General features: G+C 32.5%; 25 protein-coding genes and 1 tRNA gene. 7 read left to right on the forward strand and 19 right to left on the reverse strand.

The features are described 5' to 3' along the window. The first annotated feature begins 12 nt into the window (after positions 1–12). Together PLI06_04240 and PLI06_04245 are read left to right on the forward strand one after the other, a co-directional pair. Positions 13–945: a hypothetical protein gene (locus PLI06_04240; protein HOI76803.1), complete on the forward strand. Its 933-nt coding sequence runs from the start codon at positions 13–15 to the stop codon at positions 943–945. Between the two features lie 9 nt (positions 946–954). Then, complete coding sequence (locus tag PLI06_04245; protein HOI76804.1) at positions 955–1,476, forward strand: hypothetical protein; 522 nt, start codon at positions 955–957, stop codon at positions 1,474–1,476. A gap of 32 nt (positions 1,477–1,508) precedes the next feature. Here PLI06_04245 and PLI06_04250 read toward each other — a convergent pair whose 3' ends face one another. Further along, positions 1,509–1,757 (reverse strand): type II toxin-antitoxin system RelE/ParE family toxin, encoded by a 249-nt coding sequence (locus tag PLI06_04250; protein ID HOI76805.1) that lies wholly within the window; start codon positions 1,755–1,757, stop codon positions 1,509–1,511. Further along, on the reverse strand, positions 1,751–2,038 hold the full coding sequence (locus PLI06_04255; protein ID HOI76806.1) for an AbrB/MazE/SpoVT family DNA-binding domain-containing protein: 288 nt from the start codon (positions 2,036–2,038) through the stop codon (positions 1,751–1,753). The genes PLI06_04250 and PLI06_04255 overlap by 7 nt, the downstream gene beginning before the upstream one ends. A 185-nt stretch (positions 2,039–2,223) precedes the next feature. Between PLI06_04255 and PLI06_04260 the strand changes: the two genes are divergently transcribed. Beyond that, complete coding sequence (locus PLI06_04260; GenBank protein HOI76807.1) at positions 2,224–2,475, forward strand: hypothetical protein; 252 nt, start codon at positions 2,224–2,226, stop codon at positions 2,473–2,475. A gap of 84 nt (positions 2,476–2,559) precedes the next feature. Here the strand turns inward: PLI06_04260 and PLI06_04265 are convergent, their stop codons facing one another. The 14 genes from PLI06_04265 to PLI06_04330 all read right to left on the reverse strand — a co-directional run bounded on the left by PLI06_04265 (position 2,560) and on the right by PLI06_04330 (position 17,527). Continuing rightward, the gene (locus PLI06_04265) at positions 2,560–3,051 is read right to left on the reverse strand and encodes a DUF4411 family protein (GenBank protein HOI76808.1); all 492 of its coding nucleotides are present in this window, start codon (positions 3,049–3,051) and stop codon (positions 2,560–2,562) included. 3 nt (positions 3,052–3,054) lie between these two features. Next, a complete protein-coding gene (locus PLI06_04270) occupies positions 3,055–4,203 on the reverse strand; it encodes an ImmA/IrrE family metallo-endopeptidase (protein HOI76809.1) in 1,149 nt (382 codons plus the stop codon). Between the two features lie 151 nt (positions 4,204–4,354). Then, positions 4,355–4,669, reverse strand: coding sequence for a hypothetical protein (locus tag PLI06_04275; GenBank protein HOI76810.1), 315 nt, complete (start codon positions 4,667–4,669; stop codon positions 4,355–4,357). Positions 4,670–4,979: 310 nt separating this feature from the next. Further along, complete coding sequence (locus PLI06_04280; protein ID HOI76811.1) at positions 4,980–5,504, reverse strand: hypothetical protein; 525 nt, start codon at positions 5,502–5,504, stop codon at positions 4,980–4,982. A gap of 137 nt (positions 5,505–5,641) precedes the next feature. After that, positions 5,642–5,839 carry a hypothetical protein gene (locus PLI06_04285; GenBank protein ID HOI76812.1) on the reverse strand — a complete coding sequence of 66 codons (198 nt, stop codon included), beginning with the start codon at positions 5,837–5,839 and terminating at the stop codon, positions 5,642–5,644. Between the two features lie 19 nt (positions 5,840–5,858). Further along, on the reverse strand, positions 5,859–5,981 hold the full coding sequence (locus PLI06_04290) for a hypothetical protein (protein ID HOI76813.1): 123 nt from the start codon (positions 5,979–5,981) through the stop codon (positions 5,859–5,861). Between the two features lie 91 nt (positions 5,982–6,072). Beyond that, complete coding sequence (locus tag PLI06_04295; protein ID HOI76814.1) at positions 6,073–6,792, reverse strand: hypothetical protein; 720 nt, start codon at positions 6,790–6,792, stop codon at positions 6,073–6,075. Between the two features lie 531 nt (positions 6,793–7,323). Next, a complete protein-coding gene (locus PLI06_04300; GenBank protein HOI76815.1) occupies positions 7,324–7,755 on the reverse strand; it encodes a hypothetical protein in 432 nt (143 codons plus the stop codon). 83 nt (positions 7,756–7,838) lie between these two features. After that, positions 7,839–9,299 carry a hypothetical protein gene (locus PLI06_04305; protein ID HOI76816.1) on the reverse strand — a complete coding sequence of 487 codons (1,461 nt, stop codon included), beginning with the start codon at positions 9,297–9,299 and terminating at the stop codon, positions 7,839–7,841. Between the two features lie 69 nt (positions 9,300–9,368). Continuing rightward, the gene (locus tag PLI06_04310; GenBank protein ID HOI76817.1) at positions 9,369–10,331 is read right to left on the reverse strand and encodes a hypothetical protein; all 963 of its coding nucleotides are present in this window, start codon (positions 10,329–10,331) and stop codon (positions 9,369–9,371) included. A 59-nt stretch (positions 10,332–10,390) separates the two neighbouring features. Further along, positions 10,391–12,799 carry a UvrD-helicase domain-containing protein gene (locus tag PLI06_04315; GenBank protein HOI76818.1) on the reverse strand — a complete coding sequence of 803 codons (2,409 nt, stop codon included), beginning with the start codon at positions 12,797–12,799 and terminating at the stop codon, positions 10,391–10,393. Between the two features lie 176 nt (positions 12,800–12,975). Continuing rightward, positions 12,976–13,659 carry a hypothetical protein gene (locus PLI06_04320; GenBank protein ID HOI76819.1) on the reverse strand — a complete coding sequence of 228 codons (684 nt, stop codon included), beginning with the start codon at positions 13,657–13,659 and terminating at the stop codon, positions 12,976–12,978. A gap of 604 nt (positions 13,660–14,263) precedes the next feature. Then, the gene (locus PLI06_04325) at positions 14,264–17,167 is read right to left on the reverse strand and encodes a phage/plasmid primase, P4 family (GenBank protein HOI76820.1); all 2,904 of its coding nucleotides are present in this window, start codon (positions 17,165–17,167) and stop codon (positions 14,264–14,266) included. A 288-nt stretch (positions 17,168–17,455) separates the two neighbouring features. Next, positions 17,456–17,527 (reverse strand) — tRNA-Gly (locus PLI06_04330). Positions 17,528–17,633: 106 nt separating this feature from the next. On the opposite strand from PLI06_04330, the gene PLI06_04335 reads away from it, so the two are divergent. Both PLI06_04335 and PLI06_04340 read left to right on the forward strand, forming a co-directional pair. After that, positions 17,634–17,996, forward strand: a complete 363-nt coding sequence (locus tag PLI06_04335; GenBank protein ID HOI76821.1) for a DUF356 domain-containing protein — start codon at positions 17,634–17,636, stop codon at positions 17,994–17,996. After that, positions 17,993–18,430: a pantetheine-phosphate adenylyltransferase gene (locus tag PLI06_04340; protein HOI76822.1), complete on the forward strand. Its 438-nt coding sequence runs from the start codon at positions 17,993–17,995 to the stop codon at positions 18,428–18,430. The genes PLI06_04335 and PLI06_04340 overlap by 4 nt, the downstream gene beginning before the upstream one ends. Here PLI06_04340 and PLI06_04345 read toward each other — a convergent pair. Next, the gene (locus PLI06_04345; protein HOI76823.1) at positions 18,427–18,999 is read right to left on the reverse strand and encodes an Lrp/AsnC family transcriptional regulator; all 573 of its coding nucleotides are present in this window, start codon (positions 18,997–18,999) and stop codon (positions 18,427–18,429) included. The genes PLI06_04340 and PLI06_04345 overlap by 4 nt on opposite strands. 138 nt (positions 19,000–19,137) lie before the next feature. On the opposite strand from PLI06_04345, the gene nikR reads away from it, so the two are divergent. Both nikR and PLI06_04355 read left to right on the forward strand, forming a co-directional pair. Beyond that, on the forward strand, positions 19,138–19,557 hold the full coding sequence (nikR, locus tag PLI06_04350) for a nickel-responsive transcriptional regulator NikR (GenBank protein ID HOI76824.1): 420 nt from the start codon (positions 19,138–19,140) through the stop codon (positions 19,555–19,557). A 6-nt stretch (positions 19,558–19,563) separates the two neighbouring features. Further along, complete coding sequence (locus PLI06_04355; GenBank protein HOI76825.1) at positions 19,564–20,424, forward strand: polysaccharide deacetylase family protein; 861 nt, start codon at positions 19,564–19,566, stop codon at positions 20,422–20,424. 1 nt (position 20,425) lies between these two features. Here the strand turns inward: PLI06_04355 and PLI06_04360 are convergent, their stop codons facing one another. Continuing rightward, on the reverse strand, positions 20,426–20,956 hold the full coding sequence (locus tag PLI06_04360; GenBank protein ID HOI76826.1) for a nicotinamide-nucleotide adenylyltransferase: 531 nt from the start codon (positions 20,954–20,956) through the stop codon (positions 20,426–20,428). Next, complete coding sequence (locus PLI06_04365) at positions 20,956–21,903, reverse strand: deoxyhypusine synthase (GenBank protein ID HOI76827.1); 948 nt, start codon at positions 21,901–21,903, stop codon at positions 20,956–20,958. Before PLI06_04365 ends, PLI06_04360 begins: the two co-directional genes overlap by 1 nt. Positions 21,904–21,990 lie beyond the last annotated feature (87 nt).

Here is a 21,990-nt window from a genome sequence, read left to right on the forward strand (position 1 = left end):
AGGGGGCTTAGTTTGAAAGTGGCAGATCTTGTTGATTTTAGTATGTTTTCTGAAGAAGAATTTATCAAATTTGCCCTAGATTCTCTGAAATTTAATATCCGTGACCAGAAAGAGCGAGAGATACTTCAAAAAACTAGATTAATAAAATTCGTTGTCCTGATGGCCCAGAAGGTAGGGTATAATGGCCTTACTTACGGATGGTACAGAAACGGCTACTACTGTCAAAAAGCCTTCGAAATTCTTTCTGATAAAAATGTTCTGAGCCTAGAAGACTATGTATCTGAAAACATTAAGTCTACAGATAAACAGAAAAAAATTATCGATATGACCATAAATGAATTCAAGGGTATCTTCCTAGGAGCAACTGAAAAATTCTATGAGTGGGTATATAGAGTAATTAGCCCAAAAGAATACAGAAAGTTTTACAGCACCTATTATAAATTTACTTTGGATCTTAATCATTTATCTAAGGATATCCAAAGGTTAAATATTGACGATAATTATCTAACAAAAATAGAAAACGATATCACTGAATATTATAATCAGTTGAACCACGTAAAAGACGAAGAAGTCTACCAGGCATTCTGTGATTTTACAGATATTCTAGAAGGGCTTTTTGTTAGCCTTAGATACAATAAAAGTAAAGAGAAAATTGCCGGGTACATAAAAGAATTAACATCACTACATGACAGACTATACAGTTTCTTAACCCCCTACAAAGAAACATTAACTGGCCCTAACAGAGAAGCCATACTCAAAATTTTCACAAACTCAAAGAATAAAGAAGTTTCTGCATTAAGGAAAAAATTTGAAGAATTAGAGTCAAATCTAAGAAAGGAGCAGTTGTGGCTCTCCCATGAAGAGATGATGGAATATACCAAAAAACTATGCTCTAACCTTAAACCAGAAGAAATCAAAGAGATAGAAAAGGCACTTTTGTCGTAGGAGAAAAATATGGAATTCTTTTGTGACACCGGAATTCTCATAGCATATAGCCTTCCAGATTCCTTTTCTAGAAGCTGCAGCATGCATTTTCAAAAATATCCTCTCACCTCTAATAAATATTTTTACTGCCTTGAGGTAAAAAAAGAGTTTGATCACAAAAAGATCGATAGAATAAAGAGGATTGGATTGCGATCAAGGATTGAGAGGACAATTGAACTCCAATCAAAAGAATTTTTTACCTTTGCCATTGAAAAAAACTACCATAACGATAGTAAATTCAATACTGTGAAAAAATCAATCCATAATGAGTTATCTGATAAAACTGGCAAACCATATGAAATCCTGGGAAATGACGCTAGAATATTGAGTAATTCTATCTTGTGGGCAGTCAAAGATAATCCTATAATGCCTTACTTTTTTACCACAGATTACAATGATATTGTTAAAAATAAAGAGTTTATTTTGATAGCTGCAAGTAAGGCACTTGGGATAAAGGTAATTCTGGAATTTATGGGTCTTGCTTCTTCTTAAGAAATTGGCCTTAAAAATAAGGCCAGGCGCCATCACTCGTAAACATCCTCTCTATGCCTAAATCTTAGAAGAAATATCTTGTCATCCACTAAGGCATATACCAATCTATATGGAGAAACGTAAACTGATCTTTCACCTTTTAGATTATATCGAAGGGGCTTTCCAATCTCGGGATTTTTCAAGATCTTCTCAACTTGTTTTATCATTCGCTCTTTTACGGCCTTATCACGGACCTTTTTGACGTCCTGCTCAAATTCCTTAGAATAGATTACCCTTACCATTTCTTCATTTCCTTTAAGAGTTCGCTTCCTTCCATCTCTTTGTAATCGCCCCTATCTATGCTGTCCCAGGCCTCTTTGATTCTCTTGAGGAGTATTTTCTCCTCTTCAGTAATTTTTGGGTCGATTTTTTTCAAGATGATAAAGTTCTCTTCAGAAACTGCAGCCAACAGATCCCCTTCCTGGATGTTTAGATTATCTCTGATGTCCTTGGGGATGACAATCTGGCCTTTAGAGCTTACACGGGTGAACTCTTCCTTGGAGTTTACGGTAGTTGTAGTCATAAAGTAAGATTATCTTACTTATTTATATTCCTTTTGGTAATTTAGCTGGCCAATAAAATACATAGGACTGTCCTTAAAAATAGGGCCAATATATGGCCGTAATTCTAGATCTATTCTATGACAATGTATTAGTCCAGTCTTTAGAGAATAGATTCAGGTGATGCAAAACGGCAGCAATAATTGAAATGAACGGAAAGAAATTTGTTGAAGGGAACGAGATAATAGCAGCTTGGAAGAGCCAAACAGGCTGGGCTTGGCTTGCAACTGAAGTTTCTGAAATTAGAAGAGTAGAGGACGAGACAGGAGGCTCAATTATAAACGGAAAGCCAGAAAACGACATAATCTACTACGGCCTAGTTTTAGGAACAACGGAGGAATGGGGATACTTTTCCGGAAGAGAGTTGGAAGTAAATGAAGGAATAGAAAAATTATTTTAATTTTTTTAAAATATTTTGAGAAATCAAATTATACATATTTTGGATCTTTATGGCCTTGAATTTTTATATGTTATCAAACAAGGATTATTTAATCAAGGAAAAATTAATTCTTTCTTCAGTAATTAATTTTGGTATCTTCCCAAAAGGTATATCAAACTTACGGCATACAAAAGGAATCTTGATAATATTTCCCTTTTCTTCCTCACCTGTGAGCAATATGACTCCATTGGCAAATTGCTTTTTTAATTTATACGCATAAGCTACGATATAGGGGTCTGCTCCTATTAGCCATTTTTGAAATCCGCCTTTATTGTCCTCTTCTAATCTGTTAACAATGAATCTTAGATTTTCGATAGTTTCTTGATCTTCGTCATCTGTAATTATTTTACCCCGAAAAAAAGTATTGCTAAGATAATCGTTACCTTCGGCTAGCTCTTCTTTTACTTTTTTTAGAATAATCAATTTATTATCAAGATTCAGTCTATGCAAATAATCCCAAAAACTAGAAAAATTATCGGGCGGATAATAATCTTTTGCAGATATCAAAGCTGAGGTGTCTACCACGTATTTATCCAAAGACTACACCTCTACTAAATCATTCATTCTTGCATGATCTTTGACATGCAAATAATTAAACGCTTCATAAGTTGAAATATTTCCTGTGATATAATTTCTGTAAACTAATGAGGTAAACTTATTGCTTAATCGTGTTTTTAAGGTGAGATAATAATTTCCTCCCCCGCTTTTGCCAGAAGTTCTTTTCTGTTTATAGGGGAATCTATTTGTATAATTATGATAGTCTTCTGACGAAATTAGCTTGAGTAAATAGAATCTGTAAACAAAGGCCAGCTTACTAATCTTATACTTATCAGATAAGTGGGTTAAATAAGAACTATCTAATAGTTTCTCCTTAGTTTTACCAATAAATTTTTCTTTTGATTCATCTTCATCTTTCATCATGAAATGATAAGAAAAACTATTGCACCATTTTTCAACTTTTGGGTCAGTTTCATATTTTGAGATGTCAACGTCGATTTCTTCGTTATTTAGTAGAAAATGAGCAAATTCATGCAGTAAAGTAAAAATTTCCCCATTCTTGTCTTCTGTTGAGTTGACTAATATCAAAGTAGGTAAATTATCTCCAATAAAAATACAACCTCTTAAGAATTCCAAATCATCCTTAAAAACAAAAATTAATTTATCTTCAATTTTTTCTCTTATACTCTTAAATACGTCTTTTGACTCTAGATTTTTTACATCTATATTATCAAAGCTTAATATATTTCTGAGTTCATGTGCAACTTCTATGGGATTATCGTCTAAAGTGTAAATAGAAAGAGTTCTCTCAAAAGGAATGTTTTCTAGATTACATAGATCTTTTATGTCCTCTCTAAGAAGCTCATACTTTCTTAATTTGATTTCTAAGCTTGGCGAAAGTTTAAAGTCGGGGTATTTATTTCTAAATTTGACGAATAACCTATCTTTTGGGGGATTAGATAAAAAGTAATACGGAACTCCTCTTTTGAGAAAAGAGTCGATTTTTTTTAAGTCAGTATATTTAGGAGATATTGCACCTTTTAATATATTCATTAAGTATTCATTATCGAAATATTTAACTTTAAATCTTGATTTTATGCTATCCGCTAGCTCTTCTGGAGTGTACCCTGAATTATCTATTGCATAAGCCAGTGTTTTTGGATTTATTTCTATATTAAAGGATTCTCCCATAAATTTCACTTTGTATTTTCTTATTTAAATATTATTGGGGCATAGTGGGTGTTTTTATAATCAGTCCAAAATAGGAAAAGATTGGCTCTAAAATTAGGGCCAGATATAAAGATTTAGTATAAAGGAATATTATTCCTCAGAGTAGGGCGATCTAAACTACTATAGGTTTGACTGAGCCGATTTCAATCAGCTTTGTCTTTTCGTATTTGTTCTCTACAATATCAAACATTTTCCGGATATTAATGGGCATATTTATCTCTGAGATATCCTTCTTTGAGGACTTCTTCCTAAGGGAATATTGATGAGCAAATGATCTTGCGATTGAGGTAACTTCTGAGAAATCTATAACTACAGCACTTTCTGTTAGAGATTCAATATCATCAAATAGCGCATCTGCTATGCCCCTCAAAGCCAAGTCTTTTGACACTTTTTCGCTTATAATAATGATTTTATCTGATGTACTCATACATATTCACCTTCATGCCAACTTGATTATTCAATGAAGATATTAGTCAATCAAAACACATTAAAAAAATGTGAAGAGAAAACTCCCTTCACATTGACATGCTAATATATATTCTATCTAATTACTCTCAAAGGTCTCCCTTTGAAGAGAACCCTTGGTGTAGGTATTCTCTCAATAATACTCTTTGAATAAAAGTATATAAATACTTCTCGTCTATGGGCTATTCAAACATTAAAACTACTGAAGGTTATGTCCATGAGAACACAAGGATGATTATGAAAGGGCAAAGCCGAGATTGTTTGTCTAGAAATTATGATTTACTTTCAACATCATTGCCAATAATATAAAAAGTAAGTTTACATATTCCGATACCGAGAAATACTAAACAAAATATTTCCATAAAGACAAGTAGATTTGTATACGCAATGACATAATCTTGGTGATATTCAAGTAAACTAAATAAAGCAAAAATAGTAGTCATGGCCAAAATAAAACTTGCCATTAAAAAAGGATAGATTATGCTTACCCGAATATCTCTTTTTTTTAATTGTGTTGTGCGATTAATTAAAGGTAATCCTATAACTACAAGAGTTAATCCAATCAGTGCCGAATTGCTTTGTATTATGGCAGAACATAACCAATGATATTTATCTAGCAAATCATAATAACTAAGGCCATATAAATTTATACCCAAGATACCAATAATATCGATTGTTTTAACAAGAACACTATAAAACCAATAAACAGAATATAATAACAGAAAAATAATAGTTAAAATCAAAGAATAGATTGGAAGTTCATTTTTTATATCAAATTTTTTTGCATTGTTTTTCATAAAATAATTTTATATAAGAAATATTTAAATTTACCTTACTTTGTTTAGAAAATGTTACATATGTTTACTTTATATGACAATATGGTAAGAGATGCCATAATATGTTATAAATCCAGAAATTAGCATATCAGGATATATTAATTCCACCAGGATTGGAATTGTTTATATAGAATTCCAATTTTCACGGAATGGTCAATTATTTTGGCCTTATTTATAAATGGCTCGTTAATTTCTGCATGAGGGTAATCTTTTTCATGTGGGCAGAGCTTTTTTTCTGTGATGTCATAATAGAAGCAGTTACAGATTGGGCAGTATTCAAGTGGAGTCTTAGGCATGTTACCTCCCAATAAAATCTTAAAAATTGACGTTTTGGCCCAAACTTTTGAGATAGTCTTCAAAGTTCTGGATTTCTTTCTGGATTTTTGCTAAAAGATCATCAGGAAACTCTTTTCTTGGGATTAGACTAAACATGTTCATTTTGATCCACCATGGGTTGCGTATAAGCCTAATTATATGAAATAAATTATACATTCGTGTTTTATTTTAAACATTGATGATGGACAATCTGTTAAACACCTTTTCTTATTAACCAAATAGAAAATATAGTTAATAATACTATTAAGATTGAAATAATTACATTTGTAACACTAAGCAATCTCGAAGCGTAAAGATAAGAGTATTCTGATATAGTTTTGATAGATGACAAATTATGCTTTTCTCTTTGGATTAACTGAGATACAAAATGGTCAAAAGTTTCATCTGGAATTTCACCATTTAAGACTTTAAATTGAGAATTTATTAATGCTAATAATCCTTCTTTGATATTTGGCTCACAGTAAAAGAAGATCATATTTATTACATTATCAACGAATCTTTTGATATCCTTTTTCCCCAACATCGGATCAATGTCTAAGTATTTACTCAAAGAGTTTCTTTCGTAATCTATATGATAATAATGGTCTATCATGAATTCCAATATTTCTGACAATTCATCAATAGGATAATCTAAAGAATTCTCAAGTTCTTTATTGAGTATAGTTAAGTACTCAATATCTTTTTGTAATTCCATCCCTAAAATAGTAATAAAATCATTTCCATATATGACATCTTTGCGATCTATTATCTCTTTTATGCAATCGTCATCAAATTTTTCTTTACTACATAGTTTTGTTCCAGATTTAAATATTGAATAAGTAATAGCTAAAATTAGATTAGGGTAGTATTTAACAAATTTGAATTGATATCCTAATCTTTTTCTTAGGGGTTTAATATAAAATATTCCAGACATAGAAAAAAGAATTATTAAGATGGGTAAAACTATTAAGACTATATTTTTAAAAAATAAATCTCTCAAGAAAAAAGAAAAAAATAGAGATGTAATAATTATAGATATGAATATGGATGTTAAATTTAAAAAAATAAGATAATCAAATATCTTATAGGTAACCCAACTTGACCTATGTTTATAAAATTTATATCCCCAATAAAATAAAGTGGATAAAGGAAACAAAATTAGAACTATATTTATGATGGATACAGTATTTTGATACCAAAAATCAAAGATATTGAGCAATAAAGAAAAATAAATAAGAACAAGTAGAGTTATTTTAAATGAATAGTCCATATAGTTACGATTTTTCCAAAAGGGATATTTTGGTAGAAATGGTATCATTATTATCAAAATAAAATCAAAAATATAATGCCATTTAGACTGATTAGCATTGTCAATATTGTATATAATTTCATCAACTATATCTTCAATTTCTTGATCTTTATTCTTACTAGTTTGCAAGATAAGCACCAAACAATTATAGTTGTACTATTCTTTCCTAGATCCGCCTGCGAAAGGAATAAAGTTTTGTATAGTAGCATCTTCAAAACTACGTTTGAAGAAATTAATTGCCTTTTCAGAGAGGTTTGGTTCCCTAGAGTCTAAAGTGAAACCAAAAAATCTAGATTCATTGATGTCAAGATTATCAAAAATAGATGGATTAGCCTCGTTTTTATCATTAAGTGGCAATAAAAGAGATCCCCTATACTCCAATTTGTCTTTTTGATAGTATTCTCCTTTGATAATTCCAACATTTTTTTCAATTTTTTTAAATTCCAATAAAAGTATTAATTCATTATACTTCTGATCTTCGAAAGGCATATTCTCTTCTTTTAATATCTTTAGTACATCTTCTTTGAGAGGAAAACTTTCTACCTTGCTATGAATTATTTCTTTTTCCAATTTATCAATTTCATCCATTTAAATCCCTTAATATCTTAATATTGGAATTACTCATATATAACAATATGGAGTCGTTATTGTATTGGTATATTTTTACTAATTTATTGTCTAGGTCTGAGGTACCCAAAAACACTGATTATAAGTGCGACGGCACCCAAAAAGATAGAAAGCCAAGCATACTTTATGGCAGAATTCTGGTACTGATTTTCAATCAGTTCACTTCTCTCTAGTATCATCACTTCAACTTTAGGCAAATAAATATCTATGTCAGATTCAATCATGTTTTTTGTATCATTACTCAAGAAATCATATTTTTTAAACATATAGTTATTTAAAAATATCTTTGAATTAATTAAATATTTTTTTATTTCATTAAAACATGATTTTTCATATTTTAGATTGTCTAGATCATTGTCATATTTTTTAATGTAATTTTCTGAAGTAATTATTATTTTAATTTGGTTCATTCTTGCTTGAGTATACTCTAAAAGTAAATAATCATTTATTTCTTCCTTAAACCAATGTTTATGATACTTCATTTTTTCTGAGTAATCATGGGGATATAATTCTACAATTAACTGGCTAGAATAAACAAATCCATAATCTCCATTTTCATGAGGGCTTAATTCTATCCACATTCTTTTATTTCTATTAACGTCTACAATATAATTATAGAAAGAAAATGAATTAAAATTGCCATCTTTATTATTAAATGATTTGTTTAGATTGTCTACTTCTAACGATGCTACATAAAAGAAAATTCTGGGATGCCAATTATAAAAATTAACAGTACGATCCTTTATTGGAAAGTATGATGAGGATAAATATCTTCGGTAAGTAAGTGATAGTATGTCTGCAGGATAGGCATATACAAAACCGTTACGAGAAATAAATGTTGTTTTATAATCTGGATAAATATAATTATTCTTGATGTATTGGAAGTATCCTTCTTCTAGAATTTTTTCTGCTTCCGATCTTTCTCTGCTCGTTTCATTGTTCTTGTCTATAATTAATTGTAAAAGAGTATCTCTATCTAAGTCTATATCTTCATCTAAATCAAAAGTATCATATAAAAAAATACCATCATAATAAAGTTCATGACCTTTGCCGGAGGTTTCAAATACAATTCCTACTACATCTTCGTATTTTGTTAAATTTTGATAGTTTTTATCTCCTTCTTTTGTCCTACACTTAATTGAGCTAATTAAATATTTATATTTTCCATTTTCATGGATTTTTATACATTCTTGAGCAAACTTTCTTAATTTGTAAGGTTCGGGAATTAGTTCACTCTCTCTCCAAGAATCTAGGTGAGAGGATGTTTTTGAAAAATTTTTAATATTTTCTAAATCTAAATTTAAGTCTCCTTTTATATTTGTATAAGTTGGAATGGGCTCATACATGCCATAATCAAAATAGAAATCAAATAATGTCACGAGAGATAATTTTCCGCCTTTAGAGATTAGTTTATTTTCAATATCATTTTCTTCTCCTCTAATAACCTGAGTGCCACATAATGAAAACAATAATAAGAAAATAAACAATAAGGTGAGATATTTCATGAACAAAAATATGGGCTGGGGAATATTAAAGTTTCTATTATTTGATTTTAATGTAGTAATCAAAAGATTTTAAATTCTCCAATTATTATCTTTCTCTTCTTTCCAAGTGAATACTTCTCCCATAGCACATGTAGCTCCAGTAGACGTAACAAAGTTTGGAGGATTCTTTGGGAAAGTTTTTTTACATCCATATAGACGATATTTGTCTAGATTCAGTAACGGAGGGCTATATTCCTTAAAAGTTAGTAATTCACTAAACAAATCAAGCAAAGTATCTAAAACGTTTTCAATGTCGTGTTCTTTATATGCCAACTTAATAGTATACAAGACTATCGAGAGTATGTCTTTATACTTGTCCATATTTATATTTCTGATGTTTTTTCTTAATTTTGGGAGTATCATTTTTGATTTACTTGGAATACCTAATTGACTCCTATCTTCGGATAACTTGATAATTTCTGATTCATCAAGAAAATCCATCACCCTATGGTGCACGGAAGGTGAAATATTTGGCGCAGTCAATTTAAATCCTTCTAAGTCCTGAGTTGGATCGTATAATGACAGCAATCCTTTCAATTGAGCAAGCCGAATCCTTGATTCTTTATCTTGAACATGCGTCATCAGGATAGAGATGTTACTTGATAAATATTCTAACCCACTTACATCTGCTTCAGTCTTACGTTCACTTGCCAATACGATCTTGTATAAAAAATCAAATAATAGACCATATGAAATTTCTAATGGAGTTTTGGAGATATCATAGTGAATAGGTTCCAGATAATCAAAAACTTTATTATATGTTTTTCTTTTTTTATCGATAAGTTCTAATCTATGTTTAAGACTTTCAGGAAATTCTTCAATACTTTTATCTATAAAAGTTCCAAATGTTTCAATATCATAGGGGATATAAACTTTATATGCAGAACATCCTATTAAAGTTTCAAGAAGATGATAGTTAGGCGCATATAGATATCTTTTTGGTCCGGGCCTAGCAATTGCTACATTAAAACTTGTTATTATGCTTGAATTCATTTAATCCCTCTTTTATAGTAGTTTTTTATTATTTATAATAATTATTAATAAGATTGATTTTAGTATTCATCAATTAATCCTAACTTTTTTAGTCTGGCTCTAATAGCACTATTTTGTCTTTCAAAAACTTTAGCAATGTCACTTATTGAAGTTCCTTGATTAAATAAATTAATCAATTTAGCTTCCTCTTCAGACTCCCATTTCTCATAGGCTCTGGGGTGTTTCATTCTTAATTTATCTATTCTATCCTGATAAGATTTTTTCGGGATAAGATCTTCAAGCCTTACAGATTTAACTTCATCAGGGATTTGTACATCTTCTTTTTCATTAAGAAGTTTCTTGCCACAATAAGGGCAAAACAAAAAACTATCTTCTATCCTGTTACTACAATCACTGCAAACTAAAGGGATATCATTATTTATTATATTTAATATCAAGAAGTTACTTCTATCGATAAATTCTCCAGGTATTTCCTTTATGAAAGAAGACTCGTTGCCTATTTCAGTTATCAAAAATAGCTCTTCCTTGGCTCTAGTCATTGCCACATAAAAAAGCCTTCGCTCTTCTTCCATCCTTAACTCGTAATTTGTTTCTTTTATGATCTGGAATATTCGATCTTCTCCCCATACACTTGGAAATCCATACAAGCCTGAAGTTAATCCTATTAGAAATACTACTCTAGCTTCTAAGCCTTTGGCAGAATGAATCGTTCCAGAGGGCACTCTGATATTTGCTTTAGCTAGTTCGTATTTGTATGGGTCAAACATTCGTTTCTTTCTGTAAAGAATTAAAATATCTTCACGATTATAGCCGTTATCTAAAAATTGCTTTATATTCTCTACTACCTTTTCGACACCGTCTTCTGATTCTTTCTTTGATGCGTAAAGATAAAGTTTTTTTCCTTTTTTTGATATAGAGCGTATTTCTTTAGCTATTTGAAATTTATTGTGCTTTATAACCTCACTAGAAGCAGAAACGATATTATCATGGCTCCTGTAATTTATATCAAGTTTTATGATTTTAGAGTTTTCAAAATATTTTTCAAAGTTAACTATGTATTCTACTTCTGAACCTCTCCACCCATAAATGCTCTGCCAGTCGTCTCCTACACAAAATAATTGTGTTTCTTCTGTCAATAATAGTTTAAGTAATTTTACTTGGAGAGTATTTACATCCTGAAACTCATCTACTAGAATATATTTGTATTTTGTTTGGAAGATACTTTTAACGTCAGGATAGTTATTAAGTAAGTCAATCGTTTTTATTATTAAATCGTTAAAATCTAGATATGAATGATAAGTACAATAATCTGAGAAGCTTTTGATTATTGGTTCTATAAGAATGTAAAAATCTTTTACTCTTTTATGCGGATCATTCTGAGATTTTTGATATATTTCTAAAAAATCTCTTCCCTCAACTTTTATTTTATCTATTACACTAGTTAACTCCGCTACAAATCTATCCAGTTCCTTATGATAACCTGAAAACTCTTCTTCAAACTTAAGGGCAGGTAATTTTGTAATATCTTTGTGAATTCTTGGCGAAATAACTTTCTCTAATTCTCTGTGAAATTCATTTATATCGACAGTCATAGATTCAAAAACTTTGAAATAAGCTTTGCCTGCTTCTTTGAAATCTATTTCCTTTAGTGCCGTTGGGGAGCTGCGATTGCTTACGTGTTCGATGTAGAGATTAGCTTCTGGTATGAAAAAATCTGGATTTGCTTTATAATCCGATATTTGAAGGGGTGATTCATACTCATAATCTATATTGTGTCGATAAAGCCAATCTGCAATATATCTCTCAGATTTGGATCTTACAGATTCGCCCCTTAGAGTAATATAAGGCCGTGGATATTGATTAGGGTAATTAGTATTTACCTTTAACCTTAATTCTTCAACGTAATGGTCTAGAATATACCTTTTTAATAACAATAAATATTCTTTATCGCTAGCACAAGCTAATATTAGTTTATGTAAGATTTCTTTAGAATCCTCAGGTGCTTGAAAATAAGTTCCTAGTGTATCACCGTATTCCTTATCTGGCAGAATTTTAAATCTATTATCAAATTCTTTGGCACCATTATTTCTCAATATATAAAAACAAAGACTATGAAAAGTTCTGACTGTTAAGTTATTGAGCCACGGATATTTTGATACATATTTTTTTCTTTCCTCATATTTCTGCTTGTTTGTTATTTTTTTATTATATACTATATTCTTGTACTCACATTTATCATCGGCTTCAATAATTAACTTATCAAACATTTCATTTGCTGCGTTTCTGGCAAATGTAATGGCTAAAATCTCTGAAGGGTCTACATTCTGTTCAAAAATAAGATACATGATTTTTTGAATTATTGTTTTTGTCTTGCCACTTCCTGCACCGGCCAAGACAAGTAACCGTTTGTCCTCACTTACAACAGCTTCTCTCTGCTTTTCGTTAAGTCCTTGGAGAGTAGGATTCATTATTTCACCATCAATAAAAAAAATACTATGAACACTGATATGATACAGCATATATAAGAATATGGAAAAAAATAGGGAAAATAGCGAAAAGGGCGGCCCTAAAAATAACACTAGTAAAATCATTCAGTTTAACTTGATAAACTAGATTTGGTTATTTCTTGATATAATAATCCATTTCAGGGAATCTTAGAATACATAAAGATAAAGAATAGTAGAAAGATGAAATAGAATCCAATAAGCGGAAATATGTCCACTTTATAATCTTCTCCAGAATATTTTTCAATATAATGTTCTTCTGAATTTGCAAGATTGTCTAGTCTTTTCTTAATAGGAATAAATGCCAGATACATAGAGAATATATTGCCAATTAAGATAAAAATTAGAAATAATTTAAAAAATAAATTCCAGATATTCTCTTCAAGCATAATGGAAAACATACCCGAAAAGAATGGAACGCCCCAAAATATTAAGGCAGGTAAAGTGGGCAAGTGTGATAAAGCATAATATCTGCCAATTGTATTGATTCCAATTTCTTTTTTTCCTTTGAGATATCTTACCATATCTTTTTTTATTTCGTCATGGTAATAGTATTCAGCCCCAACAAACCACATCCAAAAACCATACACTCTTTCATCAAAAGTGATAACAGTTCCAGAAATGTGATTTTCCAATTTTAGACTAATCCATATCCGACTAATCTTAAAACTATAAAAATAATTATATGCTAAAAGTGAATTTTCATCTTCTTCTTTTACCTCTATCCCTTTTTCTGCAAGCCATTGCTTGATCTCACTCTTGACCTGCTCTATGTCCTTGCCCTTTATCAGGTATGCCTTGCCGGGTTTGAAGTCAGATGTCATTTATTTAGTCCCTCTTTGTTTTTGATTAATCTTATCTATTCTGACTTTGTATTTTTGGTATGTATTATAGAAAAGCCAGCCTATAGAAAAAACATAGAGGAAAGTAATGATTATTTTGAACTCGATTCTAGATTCTGAAGACCACAAAGGCAGAGATAGTAAAAATAATTGGAAAAAAATACCCCCTAAGATATAGCCCCACGCATTGAATCGATACATGCCTTTGGGAATTCCAGAAAAAAATGGAAAAAGGGTCTTCCCTGAATAAAAATAGTAAAGTCCTATCAGTATAAAAATATATGATCCAATAATAAGTGGAATAAAATTTATCATGCTAAATCGCTTTTAATGGCCCTTACTTTTTTATTATTAGCCTAATCTCATCTTTCCATATATATAAGAATATGGAAAAAAATAGGGAAAATAGGGAAAAGGCTCACAGTTATTCTGGCCCTAATTTTAAGATTAAATATACTATATTATCATAATCCGTGTCAAACGTGACATCAAAATATTAAAAATAATAAAAGTTCCTATAATTGGGTGAATAAAAAAGTTTTTCTAAAAAATGTGTCATTGATGTCACATATGTCACATTTTTAGATTAATATAAATTTGGCCTAAAGCTATTTCTCATCCTTTCAAGTTTATCATTATCAATTTCAATTCCTTCATAATATCTGCCGTTGTGATCTCTTGATCTTTTGATTCCTATCTGGGCAAGTCTTCTTCCAAATACCCTGTTTGGAATTGGATTGATTTTTACAAAGCTGCAGTACTCTTCATAGGTCTGGTAAAGCTCTCCGGTCTTTGTTTTGCCTAGAGTCTCTGTCGTGCAGATATCCTCTAAAAACTCCTTGATTGGATCCATCTCTTCCTCATATTCTTTTGTTGCAAGTTCAACCGACTTTGGAGTTTTTAGCCCTTCAGATTGCCACCTTCTGCACCCTTCAAGCGCCCAGTTCAAAATGCCTGGGAGCTCCTCCTTTAGTTTTTTACCAAGCTCTTTGTCCTTCTTTTCTTCTGGGATTTTCACATTAAACGGTATTAGTCTTATCCTTCTCCATATTGCAAAGTCACCGCCCTTGATTATCGGCTTATTATTGGCTACTAGCCAGATCTTGAAGTTTGGCAGAAACTCAAACTCCTCTGAATATAGAAATCTGGCCTTAATTGTATCCTCACCAGTTACCTGTTTAACAAGACTCTCTGCAAGTTGCTTTCCCTCCTCGATCTCTATCGTGCTTACAAGCCTAGCTCCTTTGAGTCTTGCTAGATCATTTCTAGGGCCAGAATCGTTCTTCCTAACAGTGAAAGTTGAAAAGTCAGTCTGCTTTGCATAGTCTCCAAGTAAGGCTTTTAGAACATTCATAAAGGTAGATTTCCCGTTTTGGCCCCCACCATAAAGAAAGATAAGTATCTGCTCACCTGTATCTCCTGTGAGGCTGTATCCAACGAGCTCCTGGATATAAGAAATTAGTTCTATATCACCTTCGAAGATCTCATGAAGGAAATTCTCCCATAAAGGGCATTTTGCCTCGGAATCATAAACTACATCGACAATCTTTGTGATATAGCTATCTTTAGAATGGGCCTCATCAAACTCCATTGTCTTTAGATCTATTGTTCCATTTCGAACATTCAAAAGAAATAGATCTTTATCAAGATCATCTGGAGTTATAGGCACCATAGCCATCGCAGCATTTACCATTGCATTTAATCTTGGCTCCATCTGAGAAGTTAACGCCCAGTTGGATAACTTTCTCTGATTTTCTAGATATGGCTCCATAGAAGCCTCTGAAAAAATAAATCTTGCAACTTCCATAGCTATGAGCTTAATCTTTTTTACCGAGTCCTCTTCCCATCTATCCCCGTTCCATATATACCATCTTCCAAGAGAACTGCAATACCTTATAGTCTCGCCATAGTACTTGACCATGCGCTCTGCATTTCCCATATCGCTCAAAGTGAAAAAACTCTTTTGAAAATCTGTAGTTATTTTAGATACCTCTTTTTCTGGCAACGGCTCTTGCATTCTAACTTGATTTATCGCAAGGAGTGTGGCTCGGATGTGCTCTGGATCAAGACCGATGTTTCTCAGAGTTCCAGATATTGATGTTAAGGCCTTATTTCTCTCCCCTTGTTTTATCTTACCTTCAAATATGTTGGGCTTACTTCTAATCTTTTCCTTGAAGGCTTCAACTAGCTCGGTAGGCATTTCAGCAATTTCTGTTTCAAGTATGGGATTAATCCACCTATACTCTTTTCCAGTAGGGTGTATGCTTGGAGGTGCCACTATAAGCCCCCCTCCCCCCCTTATGTCGATATCAGGATAGATCCCAATATGACTGCCCCATTTGTCTGTGTTTTTAAAATAGTAGTGTTTTCCTCTTATTGACTTTGTTACGACCGTTAATGGCATTTCCTTGTTGTAAAGTATTTCTAAAGATTTTTTGCCCTGTTCTTTATCTACATCGACTACTACTAAGTTATTTATTTCTCCAGTTATAATTCCAATATTTGCCTCAGGCTGCTTTGTCCACCAAGAAATAACATCCTCTCTTCTTGCCCTCTCTTTCTCATACTTCCCCCATTTGATCATTGGAAATTTATCACGGGGTACGAGGGGCAGAATGTTTAATCCTGCGTCATAATAGGTCAAAGCCCAATCCATCAGTGTCTTTGGGCCACAAGCTGCATCTTTTACAACTGCATTTTCGATAAGAATCTCATATGTTCTTTTTGGTATCTTTCCAATATCTCCTTTTTTATAAGGGCCATATACCTTTAGATCGTCTCCGTAAAAGTTAGGAGCATCCTCTAAGAATAAGACTTCCTTGAGATATATTTTTTGGGCCAGTTCATCAATTAGAGGATAGTTTAACCTAAGTGAAAGTGTCAGGATAGTTTCTGGAACCTTCTGATTTCTATAAATTATTGGGGAATTCTTACACAAAAAATTAATGGCCTTTTCTTTTGAAATTGTCCTATGGACATGACGCCATGTATTTCCTTCTTTGTGTACACTCTTTAGTACTGGCGTGAATATTTTTTCGTAGATTAGTTCAAAGAGAATAATCTCTACTCTTGAAAGCTCATTTGTCCCCCAGTATAATGTGACCAGTTCGATAGAAGTTGGCTGCTGCCAGTTTGAAGCTATATCGAAGCTTTCCAACATAGCTAAGTGAAATCCTTTAAGGAAGAACAATCTTTCAATCGATGTTTTTGGCCCTAAATTTAGGGCCTCTAGATTCTCATACACAAGTACGGCATTATCTAGGTCAAGATACTGAAAACGCTTGTCCTTTGCGCATGCCCTAAGATCTTCAAGAAACTTTTTTTCTCTATCCTCATTAGTTATCATGGGGTAGTCTAAACAAGTATGCGAAACTGGATAATTACTGGTATACTCTAGATAGCTTTCGAGGTCTTTATCATCAAAGTAGACGTCGTGAATTATGCCTTCATGCTTAACTATACCACTCTTTTCCCAATAAGAAAATAGCATAATATCAGGCCACCTTACAGAAGGCCTTAGTGATTATTAGGATCTTGGCCCTAAAATTAGCATCTATTGAAAACATGGATAAAATATTTTTGAGCCATTGATTATCCTTATCTCGGCATAGTTGCATTTCAAATGATAATTTTATTAAAAATATCCCTATTTTAGAATTTGGCCCTAATTTTAAGGCCAAATAGATTATAATTAGACTTTATTTTAGAAAATCTATTCTATTAATTAAAATATGGTAAAAATGGCCTAAAATCAATACGCATTTGTAATAAAAAGAAGTGCGGTCGCCGGGATTCGAACCCGAGTTGCGAGCTTGGCAAGCTCGCGTGCTAGCCACTACACTACAACCGCATTACTAAGAGTATTTTTCTACTCCTAAAAAATATATATAAAGGTTTTGGTTATTTTTCTCTAACTTTAGGCAAAAACTTTTATTTCATTGTTCACTAAACAATTTGTGGAAACTACTTTTGTGCTTCTGAGATCAGAATCATTTGATAAAATATTGACATCTCTCTCTGATATGAAGAGATATGGTGACCTAAAGGTAATTGGGAAACCCAAAGTTATCACAGAGGAATTTTCAGAAACACTTTTGAAAAAAACCCTAAAACAAGAAGTAAAAATAAAATTTAAAGCCAATGTGATAGCATCCGTTGAGGGCGAAGGCGGTCTAATAATAGACAGACTTCGAAAGATTCACCCTCCTGCACACATGATTGCTATAACTGATAAAAATGAACTCTATTTACTAGTTCAAAGGTCACTTAAAGATTTTAATAATCTAAAAGGGTATACAAAACCAAAGGTGGGAGAATGAAGGTCATTGCATCAGGAACCTTTGATCGACTCCATGAAGGCCATAAACATTTCTTAATGTCTGCATTTTCACTCGGTTATGTATATATCGGATTAACATCTGAAAACATGATAAAAAATAAACCATACGCAGAAAGTATCCAAAGTTTTGAAACTAGAAAAAATAATCTAATCCAATGCTTGGCTGAAGAAGGGAAAACAAATAACTATGATTACCAAATAATAGAAATAAATGATAGATACGGATTTGCAATAGAGTCAATGGAAGCTGATGTGATTGTTGTAACTTCTGATACACTTGATACGGCAAAAGAAATAAATGACATAAGAGCAGAATTAGGAATTTATCCCCTTGATATAATAGAAGTAGATTTGATTATTAAAGATAATAAAAAAATATCTTCCAGTGATTTGAGAAAGGAAGAAAATGATTAATCTTTTCTCCAGAAATCTCCTTTGTAAGCACTAGTCGCTGGGCATCCAAGACATCTTCCAGATTTGTAGTAAGGGCATCCATCACAATCTAGATCGCATCCTCTTTCACCTTCTAATGTTATCTTGACTGGCATTACTAGATCCTTTACTGGACTTATAATTATATTAAAATCAACTTCTTTTATGTCCAGATTTTGTCTTAAATGATAGTCAACAATAGATTCGAGAGTTGCAATGTTTTCCCCCATAAAAAGAAGCGTCATATTATATTTTCCTGATACCATAAGAGCATTAATGAAGAACGGGCATTTGGAAAAAGTATCAATTATATTTTGTGAATTTTTTGCAGCTATCTCAACTTTAGCAAGGAAGAGATTAACCTTCTTAAAGTTCATTCCTACAATATGGGAGAGTATTCCTCTATCCTTGAGTTTTTTTATTCTCATCCCAACAGAAGGCTGTGAAAGACCTATTATTTCGGCTATATCACTTTGTGATATCTCGGGATTTTTTTGAAAAAGTGTTATTATTTGCCTATCCTTTTCATCAAGTCGCACATTACTATTCATTTCATCACCTTATACTATAAGATATACTTATATACTAATAAATCTTTCTATACCATATATTATTAATAATATTGACTTATATATTAATTGAGCATAACTATATAAAATTGTAGCCTTAACTAAGCAGAGGCGTGTTTGATGAACGGCGTTTTAAGATTTGGTGTTTCAATCCCCCCGGACCTTTTGGAAAAATTTGACAAGATAATTGAGGCGGAGGGTTATGATAGTCGCTCTGAAGCAATCAGAGATATGATAAGAGGATACATAGTCAAACGCCAGTGGATTTCTGGGGAAGAGGACGCCGTCTGCACAATCTCATTGGTGTACGACCACACTAAGCGTGGGATAGCTGAAAAGATAACAGATGTAGAGCACCACCATATAAAAGAAATCGTAACAACTTCTCATGTCCATCTTGATGAAGAAAACTGTCTTGAGGTCATTATTATTAAAGGTAACAGTGAAAAGATAAGGGACTTTGCGAGATATCTTTTGTCAATAAAAGGTATAAAACACGGAGATTTTATTATAGTGTCCACTGGTAAAGGCATTGAGTAGGATTTAATGAAAAAGCCGATTATTTTTGCAATTCTAATTTCTTTATTAATTTTGATTGGTAATTCTGAGCTCTTCAATAAAGCTGAGATTAAAGGAACTTATGTTTTATTTACTGTCGATACAGAATACGATTTCCCGCCAGTACTTAATACTGAAAAAGGCCTAGACGAGGGTATTCCTGTATTACTCTCTATTTTTGAAGAGCACGATGTAAAAGCTACTTTCCTTGTAACAGGAGAAGTGACGGATAATAGGCCTGACATCTTAAAGGAGATCTACCAAAGAGGCCATGAGATTGGATCACACAGCTACCACCACAAATCAATTAAAGCGCAGACTAAGTCTGAGATAGAAAATGAGATTATTCTTTCAACAAATGCGATAGAGAAAGCAATAGGCGTTCGCCCAGTTTCATTTAGGTCTCCCGGGCACAGCGCATGTAATGATTTAGTGATTTTACTCCAAGACCACGGATACCTTGTTGAAGCATCTGCAGAAAAAATTAATTCATATCCTTACCACCCAAATGAAACTGACTGGACATCTGAAGGCAATATGAGCATTCTAAGGGTACCAGTTTCGCATACTCCTGCATACTTCTACCCCCCAACTACCTACAATAGATCATGGATTGATTGTTTCAATAAGGCAGTAAGTCAGCAATCAGATAAGGATATTAAGATTATAGTTATAGGACTTCACCCTTGGGAACTAGTTGAGATTGAAGCGCCAGAAGAATACCAAAGCTATACTAGAGCATGCGGAAACTATACAATAGAAAACTTAAATTCACTTTTAGATTACCTCGGCAATCAAAAAGTCGTTTACATAACACTAGAAGAGCTCTATTATATTGTGCAAGAGTAGTCTATACTGCGCCATCTCTTAATTTTTCTTCAATGTTTAGAATCTCTTTTATTCTTTTTTCTCCGCTGATTTCTTTGATATAGTTCCTTGTTTCATTTGGTACAAGGTCACTCCATTTTTTATCCGAAGAAATCAATTTTCTAATCAACGTCCCATTGAACTCCTCTTTTTGGTGAAATCTAACTTCAGATACCTTGTAACCCCTTTTTTCCCAAAGTAATCTTACGAGGGTGTTATTAGTATATACATTGTCAAAGGGCGGAAAAGTATCAATAATGTTTTCTACCCACATAGAGTTGCTTTCTGTATTTGGACTTGACAAAATTATTACTTTATCTCTTAGATCTTTGACAGAACGCAAGATCATCTCAATTCGTTCCCCACTTGAAAAGGGGTTTGAAATAGTGTATGATACTTGAGAGGCTGCAACACAGATTATCACTTCATCTTCTATTTTCAGAATATCTTTTATCGCCATATAATGGCCATTGTGAAAAGGCTGAAATCTGCCTATAAAAAGGCCCCTACTCATTAAATCACTTCAAGAAGAGAGGCTATCATTATTGGCAATATTACTGTTGCATCCCCTTCTATTGTAATAAAATCCGCATCTTCCCTTACCTTTCCCCATGAAATAGCTTCCCTTATCCTTGCCCCTGAAAGAGAACCGTCCCATTCAGGCGCAGTAGTGATATAAACTGCGTAGTCAAGACCACCTCTAAACTGATTCCACCATATTGTATGGTGCTTTGATATGCCCCCTCCAATCATCAATGCACCAGTTTTATCTGCCGAATAAATCAAGTCACTTATAATGTCCTCATCCTTCATCAAATTAAGATTGAAGTCTTTATGGCCATCCTGCCAGAAATAATAAAGTTGCCACCCCCACGAACCGTCAAGAGGCCCCGGAAGTATAACTGGTATATTATTCTTATAACACCAGTAAATAATAGAATCTTCCTTATTTTTTTCTCCTTCTAAGGATTTTCCAAATTCCCATACAAGTTCATGAGGCGAAACATCCCTAACGCCCTTATTGTATAAATCTCCAATAACTTTTCTTACCTTCTCCTCAAGAATCTCTGAATATGACTCGTTAGGTATTAATACATTACCCTCTCTGTTTACACCTTCCTTGTGAAGTTTTCTATCATCCATTTCAAACGAGCCGTGATAATAGTCCCTATAGACTCTTGCAATATCATGGTCTAATGTACCGGGGGTTGTGATTATCATATCAAAGAGCTTTCTCTTTACAAGCTCTTTGATTATACCTCTTGTTCCCGTTGCAACTAAAGAAGCCGGAAAGGATAAAATTCTCTTACAATCTTTGTCTCTTGCCATTTTTTCTAAAATCTGGGAACCATCGCCAACTTTTTTTGCTACATAACCTCCCGATAGAGTCATCTGATCAGTTAGATCTTTCATCTTCTTTATTTTATTAAGGTCAATATCCTTTACAATTTCTCTTTTCATATATGTAACATGATTAAATTATCTTAAATAACTTTTCGGCTGTGGGACATATTTATTTTAAGCACTAGTCTTTTACAATGATCACAT

This window comes from Methanofastidiosum sp., assembly GCA_035362715.1.
Lineage (GTDB): Archaea > Methanobacteriota_B > Thermococci > Methanofastidiosales > Methanofastidiosaceae > Methanofastidiosum.